Source organism: Plantactinospora sp. BB1 (assembly GCF_003030385.1).
Classification (GTDB): domain Bacteria; phylum Actinomycetota; class Actinomycetes; order Mycobacteriales; family Micromonosporaceae; genus Plantactinospora.
Window position 1 is genome coordinate 5,016,465 of sequence record NZ_CP028159.1, and the last position, 24,665, is coordinate 5,041,129.

The window sequence follows — 24,665 nt, forward strand, 5'->3', positions numbered from 1 at the left end:
CTGTCTGTGGGCAGCTGCGGCCGCCGGAGGCACTCGGCCCGGCGACCCGACCAGGACCCGCGAGGAGATCCGACAGATCCTCAGGGTACGGGTGGCACAGCCCGAGCGGGCGGCGGAACGGCGGCCCGCCCTCCGGCATCACCCGGAACCTGGCTGAGGGCGATCCGAGTCGCAACGTGGCAGGCTGAGGTCGCCCTACCGGCGGTGCCGGGCGTCGGCCTCGACGTCGAGCAGGTCGTTCACCGCCAGTGCCGAGTTGATCAGGGAGAGGTGGCTGAACGCCTGCGGGTAGTTGCCGATCTGCTCACCGGTCGCGGCGATCTCCTCGGCGTAGAGGCCGAGGTGGTTGCTGAAGGTGAACATCTTCTCGAGGGTGAGCCGGGCGTCGTCCAGGCGACCCGAGCGGGCCAGCGCCTCGACGTACCAGAACGTGCACATGTTGAAGGTGCCCTCGTGCCCGGGAAGGCCGTCGGGAGAGTGGACCGGGTCGTACCGGTGGACCAGGCTGTCGGAGATCAGCTCGCGCTCGATCGCGCTCAGGGTGGATTGCCAGAGGGGGTCGCTCGGCGTGATGAAGCCGACCGCCGGCATGGCGAGCAGCGATGCGTCCAGCATGTTCTCGTCGTACGCCTGCACGAAGCTGCCGCGGGCCCGGTGGTATCCGCGGGCCATGACCTGGTTGTAGATCTCGTTGCGTTGTTCGACCCAGCGGGTGATGTCGCCGGGGCGGCCGGTGCGGGTGGCGAGGCGGATGGCCCGGTCCAGCGCGACCCAGGACATCACCCGGCCGAAGGTGTAGTTGCGGGGGTGGTGGCGGCTCTCCCAGATGCCGGCGTCGGCCTGGTCCCAGTGTTGGCAGAGCCAGTCGACGAGCCGGACGGTGCTCTTCCACACCTGGTGCGAGACGCGGATGCCCTGCTCGTCGGCGAGGTGCATGGCGTACAGCGCCTCGCCGTGGATGTCGAGCTGGAGCTGGTCGGCGGCGCCGTTGCCGATCCGCACCGGCCGTGAGCCGTGGTACCCCTCCAGGTGGTCGAGGATCTCCTCGTGCAGGTCGGAGGAGCCGTCGACCCGATACATTATCTTCAGCGGGTCCTGGTGGTCACCGGCCTCGCGGATCCGCTCGTCCAGCCAGTTCATGTACCGGCTGACCTCCTCGGTGAAGCCGAGGCCCAGTAGCGCGTGCACCGAGAACGACGTGTCGCGTACCCAGGTGTAGCGGTAGTCCCAGTTGCGGGTGCCGCCGACCAGCTCGGGCAGCGCGGCGGTCGGGGCGGCGATCATGGCGCCGGTCGGCGCGTACGTCATGAGCTTCAGCGTGATGGCCGAGCGCTCGACCATTTCCCGCCACCGCCCGGTGTAGCGGGAGCGTTCGACCCAGCGCCGCCAGTAGTTCCGGGTCCACTCGAACATGCCCTGGATCTCTTCCTGCGGGACGAACCGGGGTTCGGTACTGCCCGTCTCCAGGACCACCCCGCCGGTGTCGCCCTCGTTGAACGTGCCGTACGCGATCAGGTCGCCGTCCTCCAGGCGGACGCTCCCGGTCTGGGCCCAGACGTGCCGCACCGGGTCGATCGGGTTGAAGGCGAGCGTCGCCGACGGGCTGCGGAACAGGAAACCGTTGCGGTGGCGCTCCAGCTCGTGGCTCTCCCGGGCGTAGTCGAACCGGGGCCGGCACTCCACCCGGAACCGCATGGTGCCCCGCACCATGTTGACCATGCGGACCAGGCGGTGCGAGTCGGTGGCGCGCTCACCGGTGACCGGCATGAAGTCCATCACCTCGGCGACGCCGTCCGCGCTGATGAACCGGGTGATCAGGATCGGGGTGCCGGGCAGGTAGAGCTGCTTGGTGACGTAGCGGACGTCGCGCGGGGCGATGCGAAAGTAGCCACCCCGCTCGCGGTCCAGCAGCGCGGCGAAGATGCTCGGCGAGTCGAAGCGGGGCGCGCAGAACCAGTCGATCGTGCCGTCGCACGTCACCAGCGCGGCGGTCTGCAGGTCGCCGATGAGTCCGTGATCCTCGATCGCCGGATAGCTCTCCACGTCACCTCCCCGTTTTCGACAGCCTCCTGTGCAGTAACATAAGCGACGAATTGTCACGGCTGGCCCGATTCGCGGTCAGCCACCCTCTCGGCGCCCCGGCCAGCACCCGCTCACCTGGTTGACCGGCCGCCGCGAAGAGCGGAGTAGATCGACCGGGTACCGCCCCGGCAGGCGCCCATGCCCTTTGGCTTCCTTGATTACGCGTCGGCCGTCATCATCCGGCCGCCGTCGATCCCGCAGGGGCCGCAGTTCTTCGTCAACCGGCCATTCCTGTACGTCATCCACGACCGGTTCACCGGCGTACCGCTGTTCCTCGGCCGGGTCCACGACCCGCTGGTCACCGGCCCGGCCTGACCGGACCGGGACCACCCGCCCGCCCGCCGTCATGCGTCCCAGCCGGTGCGGACCTCGTGCACGGCGCTCGTCGGCGTCCCGACGTGGAAGACGGTGACGTTCGTCCGCCCACGGCGGACTGGAGGCTCGCGCGCCGCCGACAGGCGAGCGCGAGGCCGGCGATCGAGCTGACTCCCCTCCGCGAGGGGCTGGCATCGATGGCTGAGCCGGCAGCTCCGGTCAGGCGTCCCGGCGCGAGAACAATGTCCAGGCGGCGGTCAGGACGATGGCGACGAAGGCCGTGAAGACGCCACCGGCCGCCCAGCGGCCGAACAGGTCGAAGTTGTCGGCGTCGGTGAGAGCGGCGGTTCCGCTGAGGTCGACCAGCCGCAGGCCGGCGGAGAACGGCAGGAATTTGATCACGGGCGCGAGCCAGTCGAGCGCGGGGACGAGCGACAGCCTGAAGATGATCTGTTCCACGACGAGCGGCGTCACGAGGATCGTCACCAGCGCCGCCGGCACGCTGCGGAACAACTGGGCCAGTGCGGCGCCCAGTACGGCCCACAGCACGACGAGCAGGACGTAGCCGGGCAGTGCCGCATCGAGAGGCTGCTCGGTCAGCGCCGGGAACTCACCCCAGAAGGCGAGGCCGACGGCGACGTCGACGAGCATGGACGCGACCGTGACCGCCACCGCCGCGGCGGCCACGACCGCGAGCTTGGCGGTCAGGACCGTGGCTCGGCGCGGAATGGTGGTCAGCGTTGGCTGGATCGTGCCGTACCGGTACTCGTGACCGGTGGCCAGGATGCCGACGGCGGCCATGAACACCGCCAGCAGCGGCAGCGGCGAGGCGGTGCCTCCGCCGGTCACGGTAGCCCCGACGATGTCGGTGTCCAGCGGACTGTTCCGGGTGGCGAGGTTGACCAGGAACGCCACCGCGGCGTTGAGGAACAGGGCCAGGCCGATGAGCCAGTACGTCGAGCGGATGGTACGGAGGCGTACCCATTCGAAGCGCAACGCGTCGATCATGCGGCACCGCCGGCCGTGCTGAGCTGACGGGCGACGTACTCCTCGGAGGCGCCGGTGGCGGAGATGAACGCCGTTTCCAGCGACGCGGTCAGAGTGGTCAGCTCGTGCAGCGGGATGTTGTTGGCGAACGCGATCTCGCCCACGGCGGCCGCGTCGGCCCCGGACACCCGCAGCGTGCCGTCATCGGCGACCTCGACCTCGACGCCGTGGGTACCCTTCAGCACCTGGGCGAGCCGGTCGGACCGGGGGCTGCGGATCTGGACGGTCGCCTGGGTGAACTGCCTCACGAACCCGTCCACGTCGCCGTTGTAGATCATTCTTCCGCGGCCGATCACCACCAGTTCGTCGGCCATCAGCTCCATCTCCGACAGCAGGTGACTGGAGACGAGGATGGTGCGCCCCTGCGCCGCGAGCGACTTCAATATGTCGCGCAGCCAGTGGATGCCGTGCGGGTCCAGCCCGTTGGCCGGCTCGTCGAGAATCAGCGTCCGCGGATCCCCCAACAGGGCCTGCGCCAGCCCCAGCCGCTGCGCCATGCCCAACGAGAAGCTCCGCGGCTTCTTCCGGGCCACCTCCGCCAACCCGACGAACTCCAACACCTCGTCCGCCCGGGCCGCCGGGATCCCGCCGCCGGCAGCCAGCATCCGCAGATGGTTCCGGGCGGTGCGGGTCGGGTGGAACGCCCTGGCCTCCAGTACGGCACCGATCTGGCGGATCGGATGCCGGATCGTGCCGAACCGGCGTCCGTCGAACAGGGTCTCGCCGCCGCCGTGGTCGAGACCGAGCATCAGGCGCATGGTGGTGGACTTGCCGGCCCCGTTGGGACCGAGGAAACCCGTCACCATACCCGGAAGTACCTCGAACGAGAGATCATCGACGGCGACCTTCTCGCCGTACCGTTTGTGCAGTCCTTGGGCTCTGATCATGTCCCCGGACGCTACGAGGAGCCGGTCTGCCGGACATCGGTCTGTCGTCAGGCCCACCCCTGACTTTCGTCAAGGGTGCCGCCGGCACCGGCGTATGTATCGTGGCCTGGTGCGTTACGACCGGGCGGACCGGGCGTGGACACCGCTGCTGATCGTGTCGGCCGGGGTGTCGGTCTCGGAGGTCTTCACCACCGCCGGCTGGCTGCCCCTGGTGGCAATCCTGCCGGCTTTCGTTGCCGGGCGGCGGATGGCCTCGCTCTCGGTCGCGCTCTGGGTTTTCACGGCGGCGGCGTTCGCCGGGCTCGCGGTGGCGCTGTGGCGCTCCACCAATCCGTTGTCGTACTGGCTCACGCTGGTCCTGCTGTTGTTCGTCGTCTCGGTGCTGCCGTGGTGGGTGGGCCGCTACCGGCGCCTGAGTGCCGAGCACGGCGAGCGCGAGCGCACGATCGTCGCGGGACAGGCCCGGCTGCGTGAGCGGGCGACGATCGCCCGGGACATGCATGACTCGCTCGGACACGAACTGGCCCTGATCGCGCTGCACAGCGGTGCGCTGGAACTGGCCGGCGACCTCAGCGACAAGCACCGTCACGCCGCCGGCGAACTGCGGGCGAGCGCGGTCCGGGCCACCGAACGGCTACGCGACATCCTCCGGGTACTCGGCAACGCCGATGCCGCCGCCGACCTGCAACCCGCCGACGAGAGCGTCGACGAGCTGGTCCGCCGCGCCGTCACGGCCGGCATGCGGGTGCGGCTCCGCCGTGACGGATCAGGCCCGACATGGTTGCCGATGAGCAGCCAGGCGGTGCACCGCGTGGTCCAGGAGGCGTTGACGAACGCCGCCCGACACGCACCCGGAGCGCAGGTCACCGTCACCATCACCCGCCAGCACGCCGGCACCCGCATCGACGTCGTGAACGAGGCACCGGCGCGGCCGGGCGACGGTACCGGCGGCGGGCAGGGGCTGATCGGGCTGGACGAGCGGGTCCGGCTGGTCGGCGGCCGACTCGAAGCCGGACCCCGGCCGGACGGCGGCTGGGCCGTCACCGCGGTGCTGCCCGACGAGGCCGGATCGCGGCTCGACGACGGTCCCGCCGGATTCGAACTGCAAGGCACGAGGCGGCTCACCCGCCGCCGGCAGATGCAGTCCGCCGCCCTTCCCCTCGGCGCCGCGCTCCTGCTCGTCGCGGCCCTCGCCATCCTGCAGATGTACACCGTGTCACGCACCGGGCTCTCCGACGAGCTGTACCAACACCTGCGGCTCGGCCAGACGCGTGCACAGATCCAGCCGCAGTTGCCGCCACGCGAGATCGACCCGCTGCCGCGAATCCTGAACGAGCCACCGACCCCGGCCGGCTCGACCTGCGCCTACTTCCAGGCCGGTACCAGCATGTTCAGCGAGGCCGCCAGCGTCTACCGACTCTGTTTCAGCGACGAAGACCTACTCGTCGCCAAGGACCGGATGGAAAAGGTGTGATGGCGACCCCGATCCGGGTACTGCTGGCCGACGACGAGGCCATGATCCGCGCCGGTGTCCGGGCGATCCTGGACACCGACGACCGTATCGAGGTCGTCGCCGAGGCCGCCGACGGACGCCGAGCCGTCGAGCTGTGCCGCGCCCACCGTCCCGACATCGCGCTGCTGGACATCCGGATGCCGGTTCTCGACGGACTCGCCGCGGCCGACGAGATCGCCGGCACGGTACCGACCACCAGCATCGTGATGCTCACCACCTTCGGCGAGGAGGAGTACATCGCGCGGGCGCTCGGCGGTGGTGCCGCCGGGTTCCTGCTCAAGGCCGCCGACCCGCGCGAACTGATCGCCGCGGTGCACGCCGTCAACGACGGAGCCGCCTTCCTCTCGCCGGCCATCGCCCGGCAGGTCATCGCCACCTACCGCGACAGCCACCGCCGCCGGGCCGCCGATGCGGCGCGGCGCGTCGGGTCGCTGACCGAGCGGGAACGCGAGGTACTCGCGCTGCTCGGCACCGGACACTCCAACGGCCAGATCGCTCGCTCCCTGCACGTCGTCGAGGGAACCGTGAAGGCGCACGTCAGCTCGATCCTCATCAAGCTCGACGCACAGAACCGGGTCCAGGCCGCCGTCCTCGCCCACCAGGCCGGCCTGTCGTAACCCCGGGGTCTGTGGACCGAACGGTGTTTCCGGCCTGACACACCGGGCGTTCGCTGTCTGCTCCAGGTGACGGTAGTGCGCGGATCGGGTGCCGAGCCGAGTCACGGTGTCTTGTGCGCGATTGTGAGGCGGGTCCGGTACTGCTTGGTGATCTCTCCGTCGTAGACGTCGTCGATCAGATGAGCGATGCAGGCGAACAGGCCGCTGCGTGCCTGCGGTGCCATGGCTCGATGGCCGGAGTAGGTCATGAGCAGGTTCAGGTACTCGTGGGCCGTGTAGGTCTGTTGCCACTCGTAGCGCCGGAATTCGACCGGCCCGAATCGTGCCGATCGATCGAACTCTGCTGTCTCTTCGGCGGTCTCGTCATCGGTCGTCAGGCGCATGCCGGGCGGTGTGGTGGGGTCGAAACGTTCGTAGCATCGTTGTGCGTCGGCGAAGAAGGCGTTCGTCCCGCCGGCGATGTGGTGGGTCGAGACGATGCCGAGGGTGCCGCCGGGACGCAGCAGGTCAGCTACCTTGATCATGCGCATCTCGGGGTCGAGCCAGTGGAACGCGGTCGCGGAGAGAACCGCGTCGAAGGCACCCTCCGAGGACTGCCAGTCCTCGAACGCTGCCGTGACGACGGTGACGTTCGGGAACTCTGCGAGGTTGCGTCGGGCGACGGCGGTCATGTCGGGGCTGAGGTCCATCGCGACGACATGGCATCCCAGTTGTGCCAGGGGCAGGGTCGCTTGGCCGGTGCCGCAGCCGATCTCCAGGACCCGAGCGGGTGGACCGAGATCCGCGAGCGTGACGAGGTCGGTGAACAACTGGTGTGGATAGCCGGGACGGCATTGGTCGTAGAGTTCGGCGTCCTGGCCGAACGTGGTGCGCAGTATTTCCCGGCTGGTGTCGGTCACAGTGGCTGGTTGTCCCTTCAAGTCGCGGGGGCTGGGCTGATCGGGCAGCCCGAGCAGGAGCGGACGGACCTGCGCCGTCCGGACGTGCTCTGGCGGTCTCTGCGGGACGAGCCTGAGTCCGTCGAACGCCGCCATGCAGTCAACGGGTCCGGAAGAGTGTGTAGCGGGTGCCGGCTTGGAAATGCCGGGTGGGCGGACCCAGCCAATTCCAGAACCTACCGGAGATGTCGAAGTTCCAGGCGTTCAACGACCCCCGGCAGCCACTGAGCGGGGAGAAGCCCCACGACCGGGAGACCGTACTGGCCGAACTCGCCGCCACGGTGCTGCGGCTGATTCCGAGCACGACGTAATCCGGCACCGTCATCGGGCTGAACGGCAGACCTTCCGGTCTGGGCTGAACGGCAGACCTTCCGTTCGTTGACAGCCCCACCGCATCGTGCGGCGGCGGCTGTTCCCGGGCGCACCGGTCTTGCTGCCTACGCCGGGACCGCCTGCGGAGCACTGGCGGCGTCCTGGGCGGCCATGGTCTCCTGCCGGTCGGGTTCCTCGCGCAGGATGGCGCAGTGCAGCCACTCCTCCGGGATGGCGAAACCGTCCACCAGCGTCCGCATGTGCGGGCGCAGCTCTTTGAGCAGGCCGTTCACCACGGCGGTGATCGCCTTCGAGCGGGCTGGCGTGAACCGGCCGTGTTCCAGGAACCACCCCTTGTGGGCCTCGATGACGCTGAGCGCGTACAGGTCACAGACCCGGGAGAGCAGCGCCCGGACCGCCGGATCGGCGGTGCCCTCGATGCCGGCGACGAACGCCTCCAGGGTGACCCGGTCGATGTGCGCGGCGGCGGCGGCCAGGACGTGGTCCTGAACGTCGTTGAAGATGTCGAAGGGGCGGTCCTTCTTGGTGGCCGCGCCGTTGCGGAGGCGACGGACCGCGCCGTCGAGGAGGTGGTCCTCGCGGTCCTCGAAGACCTTGAGCTGCCAGCCGCGGTCGGTGACGGCAACCTCCTCGTCGCGGCCGGGCACGGCGCTGATCAGCCGTTCGATGACCGCTCGCGCGGCGGTGCGCTCGAGCACCATCGCGCGGACCTGCTCGGCGACGAAGGAGGCCCGCCCCCAGCCGTCCAACGAGCCGAACTCGTCCCGGTAGCCGGTGAGCAGCCCCTTGGCCACCAGCTGCAGCAGCACCGTGTTGTCGCCCTCGAACGTGGTGAAGACGTCGGTGTCGGCCTTGAGGCCGGGTAGCCGGTTCTCGGCCATGTAGCCGGCGCCGCCGCACGCCTCGCGGCACATCTGGATGGTGCGGGTCGCGTGCCAGGTCTGTGCGGCCTTGAGACCGGCGGCCCGGGACTCCAGCTCCCGTTGCCGATGCTCGTCGACCGGGCCGCTGCCGCCCTGGACCTCGTCCAGCGCGGCGACCAGTTCGGCCTGGGCGAAGTGCAACGCGTACGTGGTGGCCAGGGCGGGAAGTAGCTTGCGCTGGTGGGCCAGGTAGTCGTTGAGCAGCACCTCCCGATCCGCGTCGGGGGTGCCGAACTGGCGACGGACGTCGCCGTAGCGCACCGCGATGGTCAGCGCCGACTTGGTGGCCGCCGACGCGGCGCCACCCACGCTCACCCGGCCGCGAACCAGTGTGCCGAGCATCGTGAAGAAGCGCCGTGAGTCGTTCTCGATCGGGCTGGAGTACGTCCCGTCCTCCGCGACCTGCCCGTACCGGTCCAGCAGCATGTCACGCGGCACCGTCACATGGTCGAAGCTGATCCGTCCGTTGTCCACGCCGAGCAGACCGGCCTTGGGCCCAGCGTCGCCGATGGTCACGCCGGGCAGCGGGTTGCCCCGAGCGTCGCGGATCGGGACCAGCCAGGCGTGTACGCCGTGCTGTCGCCCGTTGGTGATCAGTTGCGCGAAGACCACCGCCATCCGGCCGTCCCGGGCCGCGTTGCCGATGTAGTCCTTGCGAGCCGCCTCGTGCGGGGTGTGCAGATCAAAGGTCTGCGTCTGTGGATCGTAGGCGCAGGTGGTGCGCAGCTGCTGGACGTCGGAACCGTGGCCGGTCTCGGTCATCGCGAAGCAGCCGAGAATCTTGCCGGATACGATGTCCCGGAGGTAGGCGTCGTGATGCCGCCGGGTGCCCAGGGCCGCGATCGCCCCGCCGAACAGGCCCCACTGCACTCCCGCCTTGACCATCAGCGACAGGTCGACCTGCGCCAGCATCTCACTGGCGACGATCGAGCCCCCCACGTCGGATCTGCCGCCGTACTCGACAGGGAACGCCGAGCCCATACCCAGCTCGACGGGAAGCTCGGTGAGCAGCCGGGAGACCCGCTCACGTGCCTGGTCAACGGTCTCGCCGTAAACCGGGAGAAACTTCCCATTCAAGTGATCCCGGTGCGCCCTGCGAACGGCAGCCCACGGTCCGTCGAGCACGTTCTGTAGGTGAGCGAGCGCGATGTGGCCGGATGCGTGGTCGGGCATGGGCACCCCTCGACTGGCGGACATAAAGTCACAATCTGTACCCGATCAAGAGTACCGGGCCGCTGCGGTGATCCGCCGAGGGAGAGCGCGGTGAGACGGGACACCATCGACGCACTCCCCCACCTGCCGCCCAGTACGCGCGCCGACAGGTCGCCGACGAGTAAGCAGGGTGACGGCCTCGGCTGACGCGTGACGCCCGGTCACGCCGACGACCGATAGTCAGGCGACCTGATCAGGGCTTGTGTCTCAAGCCGCTTGAGGTCGCATAGTGGGCGGCGTGGACGCGAACGAGCTGTACGGTATCGGGGATGTCGCCCGGCGGACCGGTCTGAGCGTCAGCGCCGTCCGGTACTACGCGGACGCCGGTGTCGTCATGCCGTCCGCCACCACTCCGTCCGGTCACCGCCTGTACGACGTGTCGGCCATCGCCCGGCTGGAACTGGTCCGGACGCTACGGGAACTCGACGCCGGCCTGGACGAGATCCGGCAGGTGCTGGCCGGCGAGGCGACGCTGCGCGAGCTGGCCGCCACCCACCTGGCCCTGCTGGCGCGGCAGGAGGCACGGCTGCGCAGCCGTCGCGCGGTGCTGTCGACCATCCTGCGGCAGGACTCCACGGCCGAGCAGGTCACCCTGATGCACAGGCTGGTTGGCATGCCGGACGAGGAGCGGCACCGGCTGATCGACGAGTTCTGGACCGAGGTCTCCACCGGCTGGGAGCCGCCGGAGCGGATGGTCGAGTGGTGGCGGGCTGCCCGTCCGGAACTGCCCGAACATCCCACCGCGGCCCAGCTGGAGGCGTGGATCGAGCTGGCCGAGCTGGTCCGGGACACCGAGGTCCGGCAGGCCGTGCGTCGTGAGCTGTACGAGGTGTGCACCACCGGAGCCGGGCCGCTGATGACCTCGTCGCCGATGCTGGACGCCCTGGAAGCGGCCACACCGATCGGCCAGGCGGCGATGGACGCGGCGCGGGAGCAGGTGCCGCCGGACTCGCCGAGGGGGCGGGAGATCGCCGACCGGTGGATCGCCTGGCTGACCGGCATCTTCGCGACACCGGACAGTCCCGGTACGCCTGACACACCCGAGTTCCGGATCCAGGCGGCCGACCACATGCTGGCGGGCGCGGAATGGGATCGCACTCCGCCGGAGCCGGCGGGACCGTTCGACCGGTACATGGCGCTGGTCACCGCCGTGAACGGTCTGCCGCCGGAACGGTTCCCGTTCGAGTGGCTGGCCGCAGCACTACGCGCATCCGCCGTACCGCACTCCGCGCACCCTGTACCGTGCCGGAACTCGTGAAAAGCGAGTGCGCGGCAAACGGCGGAACGGTTGGATCAGCGGATGGGCCGACTGTATCCCGAGATCGAACCGTTCGCGCAAGGCATGCTCGACGTCGGAGACGGCCACCTCGTCTACTGGGAGAGCTGCGGCAATCCGCTCGGCAAGCCGGCACTGGTGCTACACGGTGGACCCGGCTCGGGAGCCGGTGCCTACTGGCGGCGGTTCTTCGACCCGGCGGTATACCGGGTGGTCCTGTTCGACCAGCGTGGGTGCGGACGCAGCACACCAGACGCGGGCGACGTGCGCACCGATCTGTCGACCAACACGACTGCCCACCTGCTGGCCGACATCGAGAAGTTGCGCACGCACCTGGAAATCGACCGATGGTTACTGCTCGGCGGGTCGTGGGGCAGCGCGCTCGGCCTCGGCTACGCCCAACGGCACCCCGACAGGGTCACCGAGATCGTGCTGTTCAGCGTCGTCACGAGTACCCCTGCCGAGCATCGTTGGCTCACCCGCGATCTCGGACGGATCTTTCCCGAAGAGTGGGAGCGGTTCCGCGACGCGGTACCGGCGGCCGAACGCGGCGGCAACCTGCCCGCCGCCTACGCCCGGCTGCTGGCCGATCCCGAGGAAACCGTGCGGGACCGGGCCGCGCGCGCGTGGTGCGCCTGGGAGGACGCCCTGGTCTCCAACCTGCCCGGCAGCCGCCCCGACCCTCGATACGAGAACCCGACGTTTCGGATGACCTTCACCCGCCTCGTAACCCACTATTGGGCGCACGACGGCTGGTTCGCCGACGGCGAACTGTTGGCGGGTGCACACCGGCTCGCCGGCATCCCCGGTGTGCTCGTACATGGCCGACTCGACCTTGGCAGCCCCGTCGACATTCCCTGGCGACTGTCCAAGGTGTGGCCGGAGGCGAGGCTGGCACTGATCGACGAAGCCGGCCACGGCACCGGCCGAGGCGTCGGCGACGTGATCATCGACGCCTTGGACCACTTTGGTGCGCCCTACCGCGCCACCGATGGTCGATGACACGGCATCAATGAATCCCTATTACCCTTTAGGTAGCGCTTGGATGAGTCCACGCAGTCAACCGGCTCACGCTCATGCCGCCAATGGGGCACGTCGGGTGTCGGCGACCGGCACTCTCCGTACACCATCGGTCAACCTTGTCGGACGCGCTCGTGGCGAGATGAGGGAGGCGTTCGTATGGTAAGTCACCGCAGTGCTGCTGCGAGTTCGGCGGCGTTGTCGAACGCGGGTGCCGCCCTTTCGGACTCTTCTTCGGTGAGCGTGACGGACTGGGCGCGGGCCAGCATCTCGGCCGCAGTCTTTGGATCGTGCAGCACCATCGCGAGTTCGGCGCGGTAGACCAGCACCTCTACCTGCTCGACCGGGTCGTCGTCGGCTTGCGGGCGGGCCAACGCGCTGTCGAGGATCCGAACGGCCTGTCCGACGCTTCCCCTGGAATCGGCCTGCACGACAGCATTCGCCAACGCCTTGGCCAGCCGCCCGGCAGGCGTGGCGGCCGGGATGGGCGCGGTGGTGGCGTTCCGAAAGACTCGGATCCAGTTGCCGCCCGGGTCGATGACGCTGAATCCACCTAACCCGTCGGCGTTCTTCCGCGCCCTGGGCCGGGTCATCCGCGGCGTTCCGGACACCAGTACCTTGCCGTACGCGGCGCGCATGCCGGCGGCGAATGCCCGGTGTAGTCCCTCGATGTCCGCGGTGAGTACCAGGCAGGAGCCATAGGACTGCTCCGGGTCAAACCCGTCGATCTCGAAGAATTGCAGATGCAGGTCTTCCCGCTGCACGCCCACACACGCGTTGGGCTTGCGCTGCTTGTACGTGGTGCGGAAACCGAGAACTCCGTAGAAGGTTTCGATGTCGTCAATGGACGCGCACGGCAGCAGGGGAACGGTCACCTCGTTGGTCATGCCTCCTTCCTAGGCGTCGCACGGTGTCTGTCGCACATGGAAATAGCCGATCATCGCCTTCGGCCATCCGATCGGCTGATGACCCAGAACGCAACGCCGCCGAGCCGAGCCATCGGCGGCGCCTTCCTGCCTGCCGTTCGGCTCACCCGGATCAGGACCCGGATCCGCCGCGCAGAGGGCGCTGGCGACGGTGACGGACCGTGGGGTTCGAAGGGCCTCACCTGTCAGCTTGATCAGCACGTCCGGGCTGGGGAAGCCGTTTGCGCTAGCCTGGCTGAGGGCGCAGGTAAGCCTTCCTGCCGGCCAGTTGCTCTCAACCATGCGGGCGCGGCCCGGGGCGCGGCCCGCTACGCTGGCACGATGACCGTGGCCGACGAGATCGTCCGTAGCCGGTACGTCAGTCTGACCACCTACCGCAAGGACGGCACCCCGGTGAGCACGCCGGTCTGGCACGTACCGCACGGTGCTGAACTCTGGATCGTGACCGAAGCGGGCTCGGGCAAGGTCAAGCGGATCCGGAACAACCCGCAAGTGCGTGTCCGACCGTGCTCCGTACGCGGGACGGTGGCGCCGGGTGCGCCGAGCGTGACGGGAACGGCCCGGTTGCTCGACGACGACGGGACGGCGCTGGCCCGCAAGCTGCTGGCCAGCCGATACGTCATGTCACGGGCAGGAAACTGGTTCGCTCGCCTGCTGCGGCTACGCCGCCCCCCGATGGTCGGCATCATCGTGTCGTTCTGATCGACCAGGCCTTCCGACCGGAAAGCCACCCAGACCGCCCTCGCCGCCCGGACCAGGTCGTCGTGCACCGGTGGGCCGACCTTTCCACCCTTGCCACGACGCTTGCGCTTACCGAAGGCGCTCCACCAGCCGTGATCCGAGCAGATCCGCCACGCGGTGCGCCTCAGCCATCGCCTGCCCGGCCGCGCGGGCCTCATCGACCAGGAACCGGTAACCGAACTCCGGATCGCCGCGGTGGGCGTCCACCAAGGCGTTCGACCAGTAAGCGGCAACGAGTCCGGCGTCGCCGACGGTTCGGGCGAGCCATCGATAGTAGGGCTGACGAGCGATCTTCGGTACCCGGCACGTCACCGCCACGGGGATTCCGTCGGCGGCCAGCTCGTTCACGAGCGGGTAGAGCCGTTTCCCGGCAGATTCGCCTGCGACAGGTAGGCCGCCGCCCGACGCAGGATCTCGTTCTCCTGCTCCAGCAAACTGATCCGCTTGCGCGCCGCGCGCAGGAGCAATTGTCAAGACCTGTGGATTGGTAACTATGTAGCGAGAGACACCTTGTCGGGGTGTATCGGGGGAGGCGCTCGTCCGACAGGTGGAGCGATGCCGAGCGCCTGCCGGTTCATCGTGTGGCCGTGGCGGGGCGGGCCGAGGGAGGGCCTGTCGGCGGCGGGTGACATCACGTTCTTGCAGAATCTTCGTGCAGGGTGAGCAGGGGTCCGGAAAGCCTCTCAGCTGGTCCGGCCCAAGGTCACGGTGCGGGATCCGAGTGTGAAGTCGCCGAAGGACTGTTGCCAGGACTCACCGGGCCAGTAGTACGTCACACGGCCCTCGACGGCCCGGTAGTGGGCTGTGTAGAGCGTTCTCGACCCCTGCTCGTCAACGGATTGGTATAGCGGCGGCTTGAGCATCGCCGCCACGTCGTCCACACCCGCGGCGCGAATGGCGCGCAGCCGCTCCTGCGTCCGCAGGGCACGCTCCTGCTCGTCGGTCACCGGCAGGTGCTGGTGATTGGCGGCGCAGGAATCCGGCGCCACCGTCGGTGACATATCCGGCCCCACGAACACCGTCACCGCCTTGGTGGGATCGACAAGGGTGAGGTTCTGGGGGACGGCGACCGGAAGGGACCGCAGCCTGCCGACCGCCTCATCAACGGTGTCGCACGTCTCCAGCAGGTAGCGCACCACGACGAGAATGGCGAAGCCCCGTCCGTAGGCGGAACGTCCGCCCCAGGTGAGCGAGACCGCGAGACCGGCGTCGTTCATCCCGTCCAGCAAGCCCCACAGCATGTCCTGCATCCCGATCACGGGGCGCAGGAAGCAGGAGGAGACGATGGTCCCCTCGCACTGATCGGGCCGTAGGTCATAGTTGCGCAGCAGAGTGCCGTTCCTGCCGATCTGGGTGCACGCCTGGGAGAACGGCCGCAGTGCCGCGTGGGTGAGGAAGACTTCCGCCTCGGGCCGGTCGAGTTGGCCGGCCAGGCGGTCCAGAACCGGGACCAGTTCCGGCATGTGCGCACGGAACAGCGCCCGAACACGATCCGCGCCCTCCGGAGTCCGGCCCTCCTCGGTCAGCAGGCCCTCCATCTCCTGCCACAGGCCCCGGGCGTAGGCGGCCCACCGCCCGTCGCCGCCGTCGCCGACCTCGATCGCCTGAAAGGTCTTGTGCTCTTGCCGCACGGCTGCCACCCCCCTGTGAGAATCGGCCAAGGTGAGGGCAACCTAGCCAATTGCGGGGTGAATCACCAGGTGACCACCATCGGCGACGGCCAAGTGCATCCGCCAGATGCGCGGCGATCTCCCCGGTCGTCAGGCCCTTGGCATACAGCGACAGGATCGCCTCGTTGAACCCGTCCAACCGCCGGGCGTGCTTCGGGACGATCCGTGGCGTGAAGGAACCCGCCCGGTTCTGCAGGACCTGAATCCGCACCGGCCCGACCTCGGTCTGGACCGTCTTCGCACCGTGCCCGTTGCGGATGTTGGCCCGCCAGCCGGTGGCCTCGTCGACACCGGCCTCGTCGAGGTGTGCATCCAGCTCCGCACCGAGCGCTGACTCGAAAACGGTCCGGGTGATCCCCGCGAGGAGCCCACCCGGCCCGACCAACGAGACTCCGTCGCCTCGGCCCGCTCGCCCAGTTGCCGCGCGAACTCCACCTCCGTCGCCATCGGCTCGGGAAGTGAAACAGCGCTCTTCTTGTCTGCCATGACGTGGTCCTTTCCGGACAGGATCAACGTCCTGTCCAACGGACCACCCCCAGGTCAAACACGGAGATCTACGCAGTCCCGCTGGTCTTTACCGCCCCGGGGATCCCCGAGAGTTTAGGGAAACTGACGGGTTCTCGGCGTGAGCTCAAGGGTTCGTCTGCGCAGTCACGCTATCGCGGATCCGGGGGTTCGCGGTGAACCTGACGGAGGATCTGGCGACTGTGTTGCGTCAGGAAGGCGGTCACCGCTTCACGGAAACCGTCAGGGTTCTCGACCCACGGCAAGTGACCGGATCCGGCGAGGCTCACCCGTTGGCTGTCGGTCAACGCTTGGTGCAGCGAGTCGACGGCCCAGCGGGGGCGGATGTCCTCGGTGCCGTCGATGATCAGCACGGGCAGGTCGAGCGCTCGGCACTCCACGGCCATTTCGGAGTTCCTGAGCTCGTGCTTGACCTCGGCGTTGATGGCCTGGCTGCAGTCGTAGTTGATGCCCAGCCATGGGGTGGCCATGCGTTCGGCGTGCCGCAGTGCGGTGCCGTGATCGGCGAAGTCAGCCGACCATTGCAGTACCGCCCATTCACGTTCCTCCGCAGGCGTGCGGACGCGGGCGCTGAGGGCCTCCCACCGGTCCAGATGTTGCCCGAGCCGCTGCCTCAGATTCCGCTTGTAGTGCGGGTGCCAGTCCCGTTCGGGGTCGATGCCGGTCCCGGACACATAGATCAGATGGCTGACCCGTTCGGGGTGTTCGAGGGTGTACCGCAACGCCAGGTGCGCGCCCCACGAATGGCCCAGCAGGGCCGCTCGCGGTCCGGCCAGTTGATCGCGTACCGCGTCGAGATCAGCGACGAAGCGGGCGACGCTGTATGGTCCGCGCCGCTGCGAGCGTCCACAGCCGCGCTGGTCCCATCGGATGGTGCGGGCATGATCTTGGAGCAGCCGGGCGACCGGGTCGAGGTAGTCCCAGAGGCCCGGACCGCCGTGACAAAACACCAGCGGCGGCCCGGCGCCAGACTGTTCGGCCCATAGATGGCAGTTGTCGTCGCTGCGCACGTCCAGGCTCATGGGCGACAGTATGGCGGTCGTTGGAGCGGCGGGCCGCATAAGCCCGGACGGGCCGCCTGGAGCCGTCGGCGTATGACCCCTTTACTCGGCCGGTTTATGCTATGGGCGACCTGGGCAGACGTGCCTGAGCATGCCGCTGGGCCACCGGACTACTGGGGGTCAAGGGGTCGTCGGTTCGAATCCAGCCGTCCCGACAGATGAAAAGTCCTGACCAGCAGAAACGCTGGTCAGGCTTAATCTTTGTCTATGGAGTTTTGAACCTCCCCCGAGAACCTCCCGTTTATGGGTCTCGGCAACCAGGTTTGTCATCCGTGTGCATCGTTGTGTTCTACAGCTTCGGGCTGGTCATCAAGGTCGGTTCCGAGGCGTTCGAGGATCTCGGAGACGTCGAGGGCTTGGACGCGGATTGCCGGCGAACCTCGAACGGCTGCGCATAGACCGTCACCTCGACGAAGCCATCGTCAGCGGTGCCGACCCGTCGCACCTGGCCGAGGTCTTCGGCATGCGGGGGGAACTCACAGCCGGTGAACCGGAAGGTGGCCCGGTAGCAACCAACCTGCCCCGACAATCAGCAGATTCGGGCGGGGCAGGGTCAGCACTCCGCCATTCGAACTACCGTTCATCGGTCGCTGACGAGGCTCGCGTAGTCGGCGGCGGTCGCCGGAGCTTCGGACAGCGAGCCGTCGGCGCGGGGAACGCCGACGGGCTGCCCGGCACGGGTGAACGACACGGCGGTGACGCCCGGCTTGGCGGCGAGGGTGCAGACGATCTGCGCGAACGCGAGGATCTGGTCGCTGCGGCCGGTCTCGTCCAGGGTATCGGTCAGTTCGACCGTGGCCCGACCGTCGCTGAGCTGGACGCCGACGACGATGTCGTTGCCGAGCAGCGCGCTGGTCAGGCCGTCGCGTTGCTCGGCATCGGTCGGACCGGCGAGCAGGTTGTCGACGAGTTCGTCGACGCTGGGTGCGGCGTCGACATGCCGGGTGACGGCGACGAGTTCGCCGTCCCGGAGCAGGTAGAGGCGCGCCGGGACGGCACCGATACTCGGGGTGGGGTCCGGCGGTGTCGGGGTCGCCCACGCGTGGGTTACCCCGTCGGGTGGCTCCACCTCGCGGGCGGTCTCCTCGGCCGGTACTCCGCAGCCGGCGACGACGGCCGCGAGCAACAGTGGCAGCGCGGCGGCCCGACGGGATCCGAGCGGGGCGCTCACGGGTTCGTCCCACCCAGTTCGACACGGAAGCGGGCCCCGCCGCCCGGCCGGTCCACGACCGTCGCATGTCCACCGTGCGCGGAAGCGTGCCGGGCGACGAGGGCGAGGCCGAGGCCGGTGCCGTCGCTGGCTCCTCTCGCGCTTGCGGCACGGCCACGGACGAACCGGTCGAAGATCGCGGTGCGGTCTTCCGGTCGTACCCCCGGCCCCTCGTCGTCGACCTCCAGCACGAACGCACCGGGTGTCTGGCTGAGGCGCACGGCGCACGGCCCGCCCCCGTACCGTTCGGCGTTGTCGAGCAGGTTGCTCAGGATCTGGCTGAACCGACGCCGGTCGATCGACCAGACAGCCGGGCTTCCGTCGACCACCTGCACCACCTCCGCCGGCAGTCCGCGCGCCTGGCATTCCTCGCGGGCCAGGTCGGCGACCTGGACAGGTGTGCGCTGCGCGGCCTGGTCGTCGCGGGCCAGTTCCAGCAGGTCGGTGACCAGCCGCTGGAAGCGGACCACCTCGTCGGAGAGCAGGGTGACCGCGGTCGCGGCACGGTCGTCGAGGCGCGGGCGGTGCCGGTCCAGCACAGTGGCGGCGGCGGACAGTGTCTGCAGCGGCGAGCGCAGCTCGTGGCTGACGTCCGCAGCGAACCGTCGGTCCCGTTCCATCCGATCGGCGAGCCGGTCGACCATCTCGTTGAACGATGTCGTCAACCGTTCGAGATCCGGTTCCGTGGCCGGATCGAGGCGGGCGCCGAGGTCGCCGGCGGTGATCTCGCGCGCGGCGGCGGTGACCGTGTCCAGCGGGCGCAGCACGCGCCGAGTCAGATTCCAGCCAAGTCCGGCGCCGGCCGCGGTCGTGCCCGCTGCCACGAGAGTGAGTACCAGGGCGAGGGTACGCAGAGTCTGGTCGAGTTCGTGCATCGAGTCGATGACATAGAAACCGGTCTCAGACGGCAACGGGACACCGACGACCACGGCGGGACCGCTGTCGGTGCGAACCCGCTGCATCCCGACCTTGCCCTGCTCGACCAGCCGCTGCAACCCGGGCGGTATCGCGTCGGTCATGCCCGCGTCGGCGGCGCGGGCGTACCAACGGCTCTCCCGGCGAAGCAGGGCCCGTCGGGTGTTGCCCGTGTTGAGGGTGCTGAGCACGGCCGAGATGTCCGGCGGCTCGGTGGCCAGACCCGCGTGCACGACACCGGCATCGAGGTACGCCGAGCGCAGGGCACTGCGTTCCCGACCGGCCATCAGCGCCTGGCTGGTGAACCCGTACGAGAGGGCGGCCATCGACGTGGAGAGGGCGAACGCGCCGGCCGTGAAACCAGCGGCGACCCGGGTACGCAGGCCAGGACGCCTCATCCGACGAGCTTGTATCCCATGCCGCGGACGGTCAGAAGATGTCGTGGCGCCGTCGGGTCGTCCTCGATCTTCTGCCGCAGCCTGCCGACGTGCACGTCGACGAGGCGCTCGTCCCCGTACGTGTACTCCCAGACCCGCTCCAGCAGCTGTGCCCGGGACAGCACCCGGCCAGGATGCTCGGCCAGCTCACACAACAGCCGGAACTCGGTGCGGGTCACCGCCACCGGCTCGCCCCGCAGGGCCACCTCGCCGGCCTGCGGCCGGATCTCCAGATCGTCGAAGACCAGCGCCGGTACGGCCGAGACCGTACTCGCCCGGGCTCGGCGCCGCAACGCCCGCAGCCGCGCGGACAGCTCCTTCACCGCCACCGGTTTGACCACGTAGTCGTCCGCGCCAGCGCCGAGCGCCGCCACGATGTCGTGCGTGTCGTCGCGCGCGCTGACCACGACGATCGGCACGTCGTCGCGAGAACGCAGCTGCCGGATGCACTCGAAACCGTCGAGGCCGGGCAGCATCAGGTCGATCAGCACGGTGTCGGCGGGGGCACGTCGCTGCTCCCGCAGACCTTCCTCCGCTGTCGCCGCGCCCCGGACCGCGTACCCCTCGTCTTCCAGGCCGAGCGTCAACGACAGCCGGATACGATCATCGTCTTCGATCAACAGCACCTGTTCCATCGCTAAATCATGCCCAGCGGCACAACCGTAAGCACCCTGACGGGGTGTCCTGGCGGCTTGTCACGAGACTGTCACACAACCGTCGAGGTACCGCCATACCCCGATCAGAGGCTGAATACGGTCCAGGACAGCACCTGGGCAACGCGGAGGTCGTTGCCCTCACCCGGGTGATCGACGCGTGGGCCGTTCCGCACCTACCCGCCCTCCCCGAGGGTGCGTCGGCCCTGAGCCCTCACCCCGCCCACCGCACCCCCCCCGGCGTGGACGGGGTGAGGCAGGCCGTCGACCGAAGCGTACGCCCGACCCTGGCCGACGAGGTCGCGCACCGGATGTGCGTCTGGGCCGAGAACACCGGCCGGCCCGACGTGGACGTGCCGACCGGACGGAAACACCACGGCCGGTTCAGCGTAGTTCTCGGATGAACGGGGTACCGGCGAGCTCATGGTGACCCCCGATGTCGCGCCGAGGCCAGAGCGGAGCAGGACCTTCTTCGGGCAGCCGCCCCTGCTGGCGAATCTGTTCGGTGTCGAGCTGTGGGAGCGGTTCTCCTTCTATGGCATGCAGGGCATCCTGCTCATCTACCTCTACTACGCCAGTGCCGACGGCGGCCTCGGCATCGACCGCGACACCGCCACCAGCATCGTCGGGGCGTACGGCGGGATGGTGTACCTCTCCACCGTGCTCGGGGCTTGGTTGGCCGACCGGTTGTTCGGTGCCGAACGGGTACTGTTCCACAGCGCCGTTCTGGTCATGGCCGGACACGTCTCCCTCGCGGTGCTGCCCGGCCTGCTCGGGGTGGGGGTCGGCCTGGTCCTGATCGCGTTCGGCAGCGGCGGTGTGAAAGCCACCGCCACGTCGCTGGTCGGCACGCTCTACGCCGAGGACGACGACCGCAGGGACGCCGGGTTCTCGCTGTTCTATCTGGGGATCAACCTCGGTGCCCTGTTCGGGCCGCTGGCTACCGGTCTGCTACAGAAGACCGCCGGCTTCCACTACGGGTTCGGCCTCGCCGCGGTCGGCATGGCGGCCGGTCTGGCGCAGTACACGTTCGGCCGCCGACGGCTGACCGGCGCGGCGCGTGAGGTGCCGAATCCGTTGCCGGCCGCTCGTCGGCCCCTGGTCGCGGCGGCCGCCGTCGTCGTGATCGGGTTCGTCGTCGTGGCGGCGTTCGCGGGGCTGCTGCCGGCGCGGCGGCTGTCGGCCATCGTCGTGGTGCTCAGCGCCGCCGCGGCGGTAGCGTACTTCGTGGTGATCCTGGCCAGTAGGGCGATCACCGGCACCGAACGGCGGCGGGTCATCGCGTTCATCCCGATGTTCGTCGCCAGCGCGGCGTTCTGGTCGCTGTACCAGCAGCAGTTCACCGTCGTGACCATCTACTCGGACACCCGACTGGACCGCCGGATCCTCGGCTGGGAGATGCCGGTCTCCTGGGTACAGTCGATCAACCCCGTCTTCATCATCATCCTCTCGGGTCTGTTCGCCGCCCTGTGGACCAGACTCGGTCCACGACAGCCGTCGGCCCCGATCAAGTTCGCCACCGGCACGGCCGTGATGGGTGTGGCGTTCCTGCTGTTCCTGCCACTTGCCGGCGGCGGGCCGAACAGCGCACCGCTACTCGCCCTGGTCGGCATCCTGCTGGTGTTCACCATCGCCGAACTGCTGCTGTCGCCGGTCGGCCTGTCACTGTCCACCAAGCTCGCACCCCGGGCCTTCCGGACGCAGATGGTCGCGCTGTTCTTCCTCTCGGTGGCCCTCGGCACGGCCATGTCCGGCGTTCTCGCCAGGTACTACGACGAGGACCAGGAGAGCGGTTACTTCGGCGTCCTCGGCGGTACGGCCATCGTGCTCGGCCTGGCACTCGCCGCCCTCAGCCCGCTCGTTCGAAGGCTCATGAACGGCGTCCGCTGACCATCGGGCGGGATCGTCGGCGGTCCGGCTGAATCGTCGGCGGTCCGATGGAATCGTCGGCTGCGGGCATCGCCTCGACGGCCCGTGGTCAGCTAGCGAAAACGGCCCGTGGTCAGCTGGCGAAAACGGCCCGTGGTCAGCTGGCGAGAAGGGCTGCCATCGGCGCCTCCCGGCCCGGCTTCCGAGGGTTGCGGGATCAGCCTCCCCCGTCCTGGCCGGACACGTCGACCAGGCCGAACAGACCGAGCAGCCCGGTCGCCCAGAGCTGCCGGCGTGGAAACGGGGCAAGGTTCTCCAGCGTCAGGACGCTACCGCTCACCGCAGCGGCCTGGTGACAACGAACCAGCTCACCGATGCCGGAGGAGTCGATGAACGACACGCCCTCAAGATCCAGGACGATGGCCGACGGGTTGTCCCGGGTCAGCACGTCGATGATCGCGTCACGGATCTGCCCCACGGTGGCCAGGTCGATCTCGCCGGCCAGCAGCAGCCGGATGCCGGAATCGGTCTGCCGCTCGGTGATCAGAATGGTGGTTCCGAGTTCCCGCTGGTCGTTCACAGCGCGCACGTCCCGGTCTGCGCCGACCTCGTCACGATGCCGTCCCGCGTTCGGCCGAGGGCGACTCGGCGCAGGGTGGTGACCCCGGAACTCATCGCCTTCACAGTTCCTCCCTGTTGACCGGGTGCAGCCATCCTGTACAGGTGGGGCGATGCCTGAAATCGGCTAGCTGCCGGCCAGATCGTCGCCGTCGCGCGACTCGAGGGCGTTACAGACGTCGGCGATGCCCATCGCCTGCCACGCCAGTGCGCCGGCGACGAATATCAATTCCGCCGTATCGACCCGGCCGGTGAGGATGGCGACGCCGTTCTGCACCTCGACGGCGATGTCCTGCAGACGAGTCCGCTCGTCCTGGACCAACTGTGCCACCACCTGGTCGGCGAGCACCTGATCCTGGTGGATTCGAGGTGTCTGGCGACGTGACGGCGGGCCGGACCAGGAGCCGTCGTCGGGGAGCGGCCACAACCCCGTCACGGCGCGCTCCGAGCACGCCCCGCCTGCCCCGGCGGAACCCCAGGCGCTGCGGGCGCTGCCCGCAGCACCTGCTCCACGCGGGCACCCCGGCACAGCCCCCGGAGCTGTGCCGTCGGCGCACGCAAAACGACACGGGTACCGCTTCGCAGCGGGTGCCGGCGCACGTCCAAGGGCTGGGCGACGCCTGCCGCGCCGGTCGCCACGCGTCGCGGCATGTCGGGCGCCGACCGACTCGGGCACACCCGCACGGCCGCGTCCAGTGCTGCCCACACCGGCACCGGGTACGCCAGGTCCGGGCGGTCGGTGAACCCGGCCCCGATTACTGGCGCCGGTACGGCAGCTGGTTGCCGAACCGTAGTCACCGCGTCCCTCCTGTCGTCGCCGGTACTGGAGCCAGCCTCGTGCGGCGATGTGGAGAGGCTTACGCGGACCTATGACAGTCTCGTGACAACCTCGGCCACGATGGCCGACCACCGTGCTGGCAGCATCCGCGCCGCACCTGGCGTGGGGCCCTGCCGACCACGTCGATCCGTCCGCCGTGCTCCGGGTCACCATCCCGCTACGCGTGAGGTCCGGCATTCTCCGTGAGGTTCGGTGTCCGCCAGCCGCGAGGTCCGGCGCAGCAGTGCGGGTCCCGGCGGGCACCTCGAGTGTCACGGAACTGTCATGTCGCCGCCAGACTGCCGCGAAGATCAGCAGCCAAGCTGATCCTGCACATCCGAGGTCGTGGAGGAGGCGTCGATGTCCGAGGACGACAACGCGGGTGACGGCGGACGTCGCGACGGCACGGCGACCGTCTCGACGATCGAGTTGGCGATCACCGGCTGGCTCGACCATTCGGCGGTACCGGGGGTCAACACGACGTTCGACGCGGCGCTCGACCGCAAGCCGGAACGGATCGTGCTCGACATGGCGCACTGCGAATACGTCGATGCCGCCGGGATCGCGTTGCTCCTCGACATGCACCGCCAACTGCGGCGTACCGGCGGCATGCTGGAGTTACGGAAGCCGTCAGCACGACTGTCCCGGCTCCTCGAGATCGCCCGGGTGGACCATGTGTTAAGGGTCGATTCCCCCCTGCGGGCGCAGAACGACGACGACGGATCGAAGGCGGCGAACGGCGCGCACCGCCCTCGCGCCTAGCCACGTCGCGCCCTGCTCCACGATGCCTCGCTCACCGGATGAACCCGCGTGGCAGGGCCGTCATCGGTTCGAGACGGCCCTGCCACGCGTACACATCACAGTCCCCGGCTGGATCTCCGTCACGTCCTCAGGAAGCGTCGAGCGTGCCGGCGGGGCTCTGTTGCCGCACCCGACGCCGGCCCTTGGCGGTTCCCGGGCCGGCGTCGGGTGTCGTGGGTCACGGGGTCGCCGCGATGCCCTCCATCCCGTTGAGGATGCCGCCGTCGCTTGTTGCTTGCGGTAGGCCGGTCGTGGTGCT

Annotated in this window: 25 protein-coding genes and 1 pseudogene; 10 read left to right on the forward strand and 16 right to left on the reverse strand. The window is 69.1% G+C overall.

Annotation, left to right across the window (positions count from 1 at the left end):
• Positions 1-195: 195 nt before the first annotated feature.
• A complete protein-coding gene (locus C6W10_RS21800; RefSeq protein WP_107260050.1) occupies positions 196-2,043 on the reverse strand; it encodes a glycoside hydrolase family 15 protein in 1,848 nt (615 codons plus the stop codon).
• A 177-nt stretch (positions 2,044-2,220) separates the two neighbouring features.
• Between C6W10_RS21800 and C6W10_RS21805 the strand changes: the two genes are divergently transcribed.
• Positions 2,221-2,397 (forward strand): serpin family protein, encoded by a 177-nt coding sequence (locus C6W10_RS21805; RefSeq protein ID WP_107260051.1) that lies wholly within the window; start codon positions 2,221-2,223, stop codon positions 2,395-2,397.
• Positions 2,398-2,616: 219 nt separating this feature from the next.
• On the opposite strand, the gene C6W10_RS21810 is transcribed toward C6W10_RS21805, so the two are convergent.
• Together C6W10_RS21810 and C6W10_RS21815 are read right to left on the reverse strand one after the other, a co-directional pair.
• Complete coding sequence (locus C6W10_RS21810; protein ID WP_107260053.1) at positions 2,617-3,405, reverse strand: hypothetical protein; 789 nt, start codon at positions 3,403-3,405, stop codon at positions 2,617-2,619.
• Positions 3,402-4,331, reverse strand: a complete 930-nt coding sequence (locus C6W10_RS21815; RefSeq protein ID WP_107260055.1) for an ABC transporter ATP-binding protein — start codon at positions 4,329-4,331, stop codon at positions 3,402-3,404. Before C6W10_RS21815 ends, C6W10_RS21810 begins: the two co-directional genes overlap by 4 nt.
• 109 nt (positions 4,332-4,440) lie before the next feature.
• On the opposite strand from C6W10_RS21815, the gene C6W10_RS21820 reads away from it, so the two are divergent.
• Both C6W10_RS21820 and C6W10_RS21825 read left to right on the forward strand, forming a co-directional pair.
• Positions 4,441-5,805 (forward strand): sensor histidine kinase, encoded by a 1,365-nt coding sequence (locus tag C6W10_RS21820; protein WP_159104708.1) that lies wholly within the window; start codon positions 4,441-4,443, stop codon positions 5,803-5,805.
• Positions 5,805-6,461: a response regulator transcription factor gene (locus C6W10_RS21825; RefSeq protein WP_107260059.1), complete on the forward strand. Its 657-nt coding sequence runs from the start codon at positions 5,805-5,807 to the stop codon at positions 6,459-6,461. The genes C6W10_RS21820 and C6W10_RS21825 overlap by 1 nt, the downstream gene beginning before the upstream one ends.
• A 101-nt stretch (positions 6,462-6,562) precedes the next feature.
• Here the strand turns inward: C6W10_RS21825 and C6W10_RS21830 are convergent, their stop codons facing one another.
• Positions 6,563-7,360 (reverse strand): class I SAM-dependent methyltransferase, encoded by a 798-nt coding sequence (locus tag C6W10_RS21830; protein ID WP_199853722.1) that lies wholly within the window; start codon positions 7,358-7,360, stop codon positions 6,563-6,565.
• A 224-nt stretch (positions 7,361-7,584) separates the two neighbouring features.
• Between C6W10_RS21830 and C6W10_RS39235 the strand changes: the two genes are divergently transcribed.
• A complete protein-coding gene (locus C6W10_RS39235; protein ID WP_255419605.1) occupies positions 7,585-7,710 on the forward strand; it encodes a hypothetical protein in 126 nt (41 codons plus the stop codon).
• A 126-nt stretch (positions 7,711-7,836) separates the two neighbouring features.
• Here C6W10_RS39235 and C6W10_RS21835 read toward each other — a convergent pair whose 3' ends face one another.
• Positions 7,837-9,828: an acyl-CoA dehydrogenase gene (locus tag C6W10_RS21835; RefSeq protein WP_107260063.1), complete on the reverse strand. Its 1,992-nt coding sequence runs from the start codon at positions 9,826-9,828 to the stop codon at positions 7,837-7,839.
• Positions 9,829-10,105: 277 nt separating this feature from the next.
• On the opposite strand from C6W10_RS21835, the gene C6W10_RS21840 reads away from it, so the two are divergent.
• Positions 10,106-11,125, forward strand: coding sequence for a MerR family transcriptional regulator (locus C6W10_RS21840; RefSeq protein WP_107260065.1), 1,020 nt, complete (start codon positions 10,106-10,108; stop codon positions 11,123-11,125).
• Positions 11,126-11,167: 42 nt separating this feature from the next.
• Complete coding sequence (gene pip, locus C6W10_RS21845; protein ID WP_107260067.1) at positions 11,168-12,145, forward strand: prolyl aminopeptidase; 978 nt, start codon at positions 11,168-11,170, stop codon at positions 12,143-12,145.
• Between the two features lie 185 nt (positions 12,146-12,330).
• Here pip and C6W10_RS21850 read toward each other — a convergent pair whose 3' ends face one another.
• Entirely contained in the window at positions 12,331-13,050 is a 720-nt protein-coding gene (locus C6W10_RS21850; protein WP_107260068.1) for a hypothetical protein, read from the reverse strand.
• Positions 13,051-13,410: 360 nt separating this feature from the next.
• On the opposite strand from C6W10_RS21850, the gene C6W10_RS21855 reads away from it, so the two are divergent.
• Positions 13,411-13,791, forward strand: coding sequence for a PPOX class F420-dependent oxidoreductase (locus tag C6W10_RS21855; RefSeq protein ID WP_107260069.1), 381 nt, complete (start codon positions 13,411-13,413; stop codon positions 13,789-13,791).
• Between the two features lie 108 nt (positions 13,792-13,899).
• Here the strand turns inward: C6W10_RS21855 and C6W10_RS21860 are convergent, their stop codons facing one another.
• The 8 genes and pseudogenes from C6W10_RS21860 to C6W10_RS21895 all read right to left on the reverse strand — a co-directional run bounded on the left by C6W10_RS21860 (position 13,900) and on the right by C6W10_RS21895 (position 20,283).
• Positions 13,900-14,178 carry a hypothetical protein gene (locus tag C6W10_RS21860; RefSeq protein WP_199853723.1) on the reverse strand — a complete coding sequence of 93 codons (279 nt, stop codon included), beginning with the start codon at positions 14,176-14,178 and terminating at the stop codon, positions 13,900-13,902.
• Positions 14,175-14,297 (reverse strand): hypothetical protein, encoded by a 123-nt coding sequence (locus tag C6W10_RS39240; protein WP_255419606.1) that lies wholly within the window; start codon positions 14,295-14,297, stop codon positions 14,175-14,177. The genes C6W10_RS21860 and C6W10_RS39240 overlap by 4 nt, the downstream gene beginning before the upstream one ends.
• A gap of 216 nt (positions 14,298-14,513) precedes the next feature.
• Entirely contained in the window at positions 14,514-15,461 is a 948-nt protein-coding gene (locus C6W10_RS21865; RefSeq protein WP_107260071.1) for a C45 family autoproteolytic acyltransferase/hydolase, read from the reverse strand.
• A gap of 151 nt (positions 15,462-15,612) precedes the next feature.
• Positions 15,613-16,044 (reverse strand): annotated as a pseudogene (locus C6W10_RS39760) (transposase); the annotation flags it as partial.
• 112 nt (positions 16,045-16,156) lie between these two features.
• Positions 16,157-17,047 carry an alpha/beta fold hydrolase gene (locus C6W10_RS21875; RefSeq protein ID WP_107260073.1) on the reverse strand — a complete coding sequence of 297 codons (891 nt, stop codon included), beginning with the start codon at positions 17,045-17,047 and terminating at the stop codon, positions 16,157-16,159.
• Positions 17,048-17,666: 619 nt separating this feature from the next.
• The gene (locus tag C6W10_RS21885) at positions 17,667-18,257 is read right to left on the reverse strand and encodes a GerMN domain-containing protein (RefSeq protein ID WP_107260075.1); all 591 of its coding nucleotides are present in this window, start codon (positions 18,255-18,257) and stop codon (positions 17,667-17,669) included.
• The gene (locus tag C6W10_RS21890) at positions 18,254-19,609 is read right to left on the reverse strand and encodes a cell wall metabolism sensor histidine kinase WalK (protein WP_107260077.1); all 1,356 of its coding nucleotides are present in this window, start codon (positions 19,607-19,609) and stop codon (positions 18,254-18,256) included. The genes C6W10_RS21885 and C6W10_RS21890 overlap by 4 nt, the downstream gene beginning before the upstream one ends.
• Entirely contained in the window at positions 19,606-20,283 is a 678-nt protein-coding gene (locus C6W10_RS21895; protein ID WP_107260079.1) for a response regulator transcription factor, read from the reverse strand. The genes C6W10_RS21890 and C6W10_RS21895 overlap by 4 nt, the downstream gene beginning before the upstream one ends.
• 260 nt (positions 20,284-20,543) lie before the next feature.
• Between C6W10_RS21895 and C6W10_RS37460 the strand changes: the two genes are divergently transcribed.
• Together C6W10_RS37460 and C6W10_RS21900 are read left to right on the forward strand one after the other, a co-directional pair.
• Positions 20,544-20,705 carry a hypothetical protein gene (locus C6W10_RS37460; protein WP_159104709.1) on the forward strand — a complete coding sequence of 54 codons (162 nt, stop codon included), beginning with the start codon at positions 20,544-20,546 and terminating at the stop codon, positions 20,703-20,705.
• A 19-nt stretch (positions 20,706-20,724) separates the two neighbouring features.
• Positions 20,725-22,191 carry a peptide MFS transporter gene (locus tag C6W10_RS21900; protein ID WP_107260080.1) on the forward strand — a complete coding sequence of 489 codons (1,467 nt, stop codon included), beginning with the start codon at positions 20,725-20,727 and terminating at the stop codon, positions 22,189-22,191.
• A 196-nt stretch (positions 22,192-22,387) separates the two neighbouring features.
• On the opposite strand, the gene C6W10_RS21905 is transcribed toward C6W10_RS21900, so the two are convergent.
• Together C6W10_RS21905 and C6W10_RS38695 are read right to left on the reverse strand one after the other, a co-directional pair.
• Positions 22,388-22,750: an STAS domain-containing protein gene (locus tag C6W10_RS21905; RefSeq protein ID WP_234361377.1), complete on the reverse strand. Its 363-nt coding sequence runs from the start codon at positions 22,748-22,750 to the stop codon at positions 22,388-22,390.
• A gap of 165 nt (positions 22,751-22,915) precedes the next feature.
• The gene (locus tag C6W10_RS38695) at positions 22,916-23,137 is read right to left on the reverse strand and encodes a BON domain-containing protein (protein WP_234359182.1); all 222 of its coding nucleotides are present in this window, start codon (positions 23,135-23,137) and stop codon (positions 22,916-22,918) included.
• A gap of 828 nt (positions 23,138-23,965) precedes the next feature.
• Between C6W10_RS38695 and C6W10_RS21915 the strand changes: the two genes are divergently transcribed.
• Complete coding sequence (locus C6W10_RS21915; protein WP_159079617.1) at positions 23,966-24,367, forward strand: STAS domain-containing protein; 402 nt, start codon at positions 23,966-23,968, stop codon at positions 24,365-24,367.
• Positions 24,368-24,665 lie beyond the last annotated feature (298 nt).

Excerpts from the sequence above, each read along its gene's own strand:
- C6W10_RS21805 (WP_107260051.1), top strand. The coding sequence starts at position 2,221 with ATGCCCTTTGGCTTCCTTGATTACGCGTCGGCCGTCATCATCCGGCCG.
- C6W10_RS21810 (WP_107260053.1), bottom strand. The coding sequence starts at position 3,405 with ATGATCGACGCGTTGCGCTTCGAATGGGTACGCCTCCGTACCATCCGC.
- C6W10_RS21815 (WP_107260055.1), bottom strand. The coding sequence starts at position 4,331 with ATGATCAGAGCCCAAGGACTGCACAAACGGTACGGCGAGAAGGTCGCC.
- C6W10_RS21825 (WP_107260059.1), top strand. The coding sequence starts at position 5,805 with ATGGCGACCCCGATCCGGGTACTGCTGGCCGACGACGAGGCCATGATC.
- C6W10_RS39235 (WP_255419605.1), top strand. The coding sequence starts at position 7,585 with ATGTCGAAGTTCCAGGCGTTCAACGACCCCCGGCAGCCACTGAGCGGG.
- C6W10_RS21835 (WP_107260063.1), bottom strand. The coding sequence starts at position 9,828 with ATGCCCGACCACGCATCCGGCCACATCGCGCTCGCTCACCTACAGAAC.
- pip (WP_107260067.1), top strand. The coding sequence starts at position 11,168 with ATGGGCCGACTGTATCCCGAGATCGAACCGTTCGCGCAAGGCATGCTC.
- C6W10_RS21850 (WP_107260068.1), bottom strand. The coding sequence starts at position 13,050 with ATGACCAACGAGGTGACCGTTCCCCTGCTGCCGTGCGCGTCCATTGAC.
- C6W10_RS21855 (WP_107260069.1), top strand. The coding sequence starts at position 13,411 with ATGACCGTGGCCGACGAGATCGTCCGTAGCCGGTACGTCAGTCTGACC.
- C6W10_RS21875 (WP_107260073.1), bottom strand. The coding sequence starts at position 17,047 with ATGAGCCTGGACGTGCGCAGCGACGACAACTGCCATCTATGGGCCGAA.
- C6W10_RS21890 (WP_107260077.1), bottom strand. The coding sequence starts at position 19,609 with ATGAGGCGTCCTGGCCTGCGTACCCGGGTCGCCGCTGGTTTCACGGCC.
- C6W10_RS21895 (WP_107260079.1), bottom strand. The coding sequence starts at position 20,283 with ATGGAACAGGTGCTGTTGATCGAAGACGATGATCGTATCCGGCTGTCG.
- C6W10_RS21900 (WP_107260080.1), top strand. The coding sequence starts at position 20,725 with ATGGTGACCCCCGATGTCGCGCCGAGGCCAGAGCGGAGCAGGACCTTC.
- C6W10_RS21915 (WP_159079617.1), top strand. The coding sequence starts at position 23,966 with ATGTCCGAGGACGACAACGCGGGTGACGGCGGACGTCGCGACGGCACG.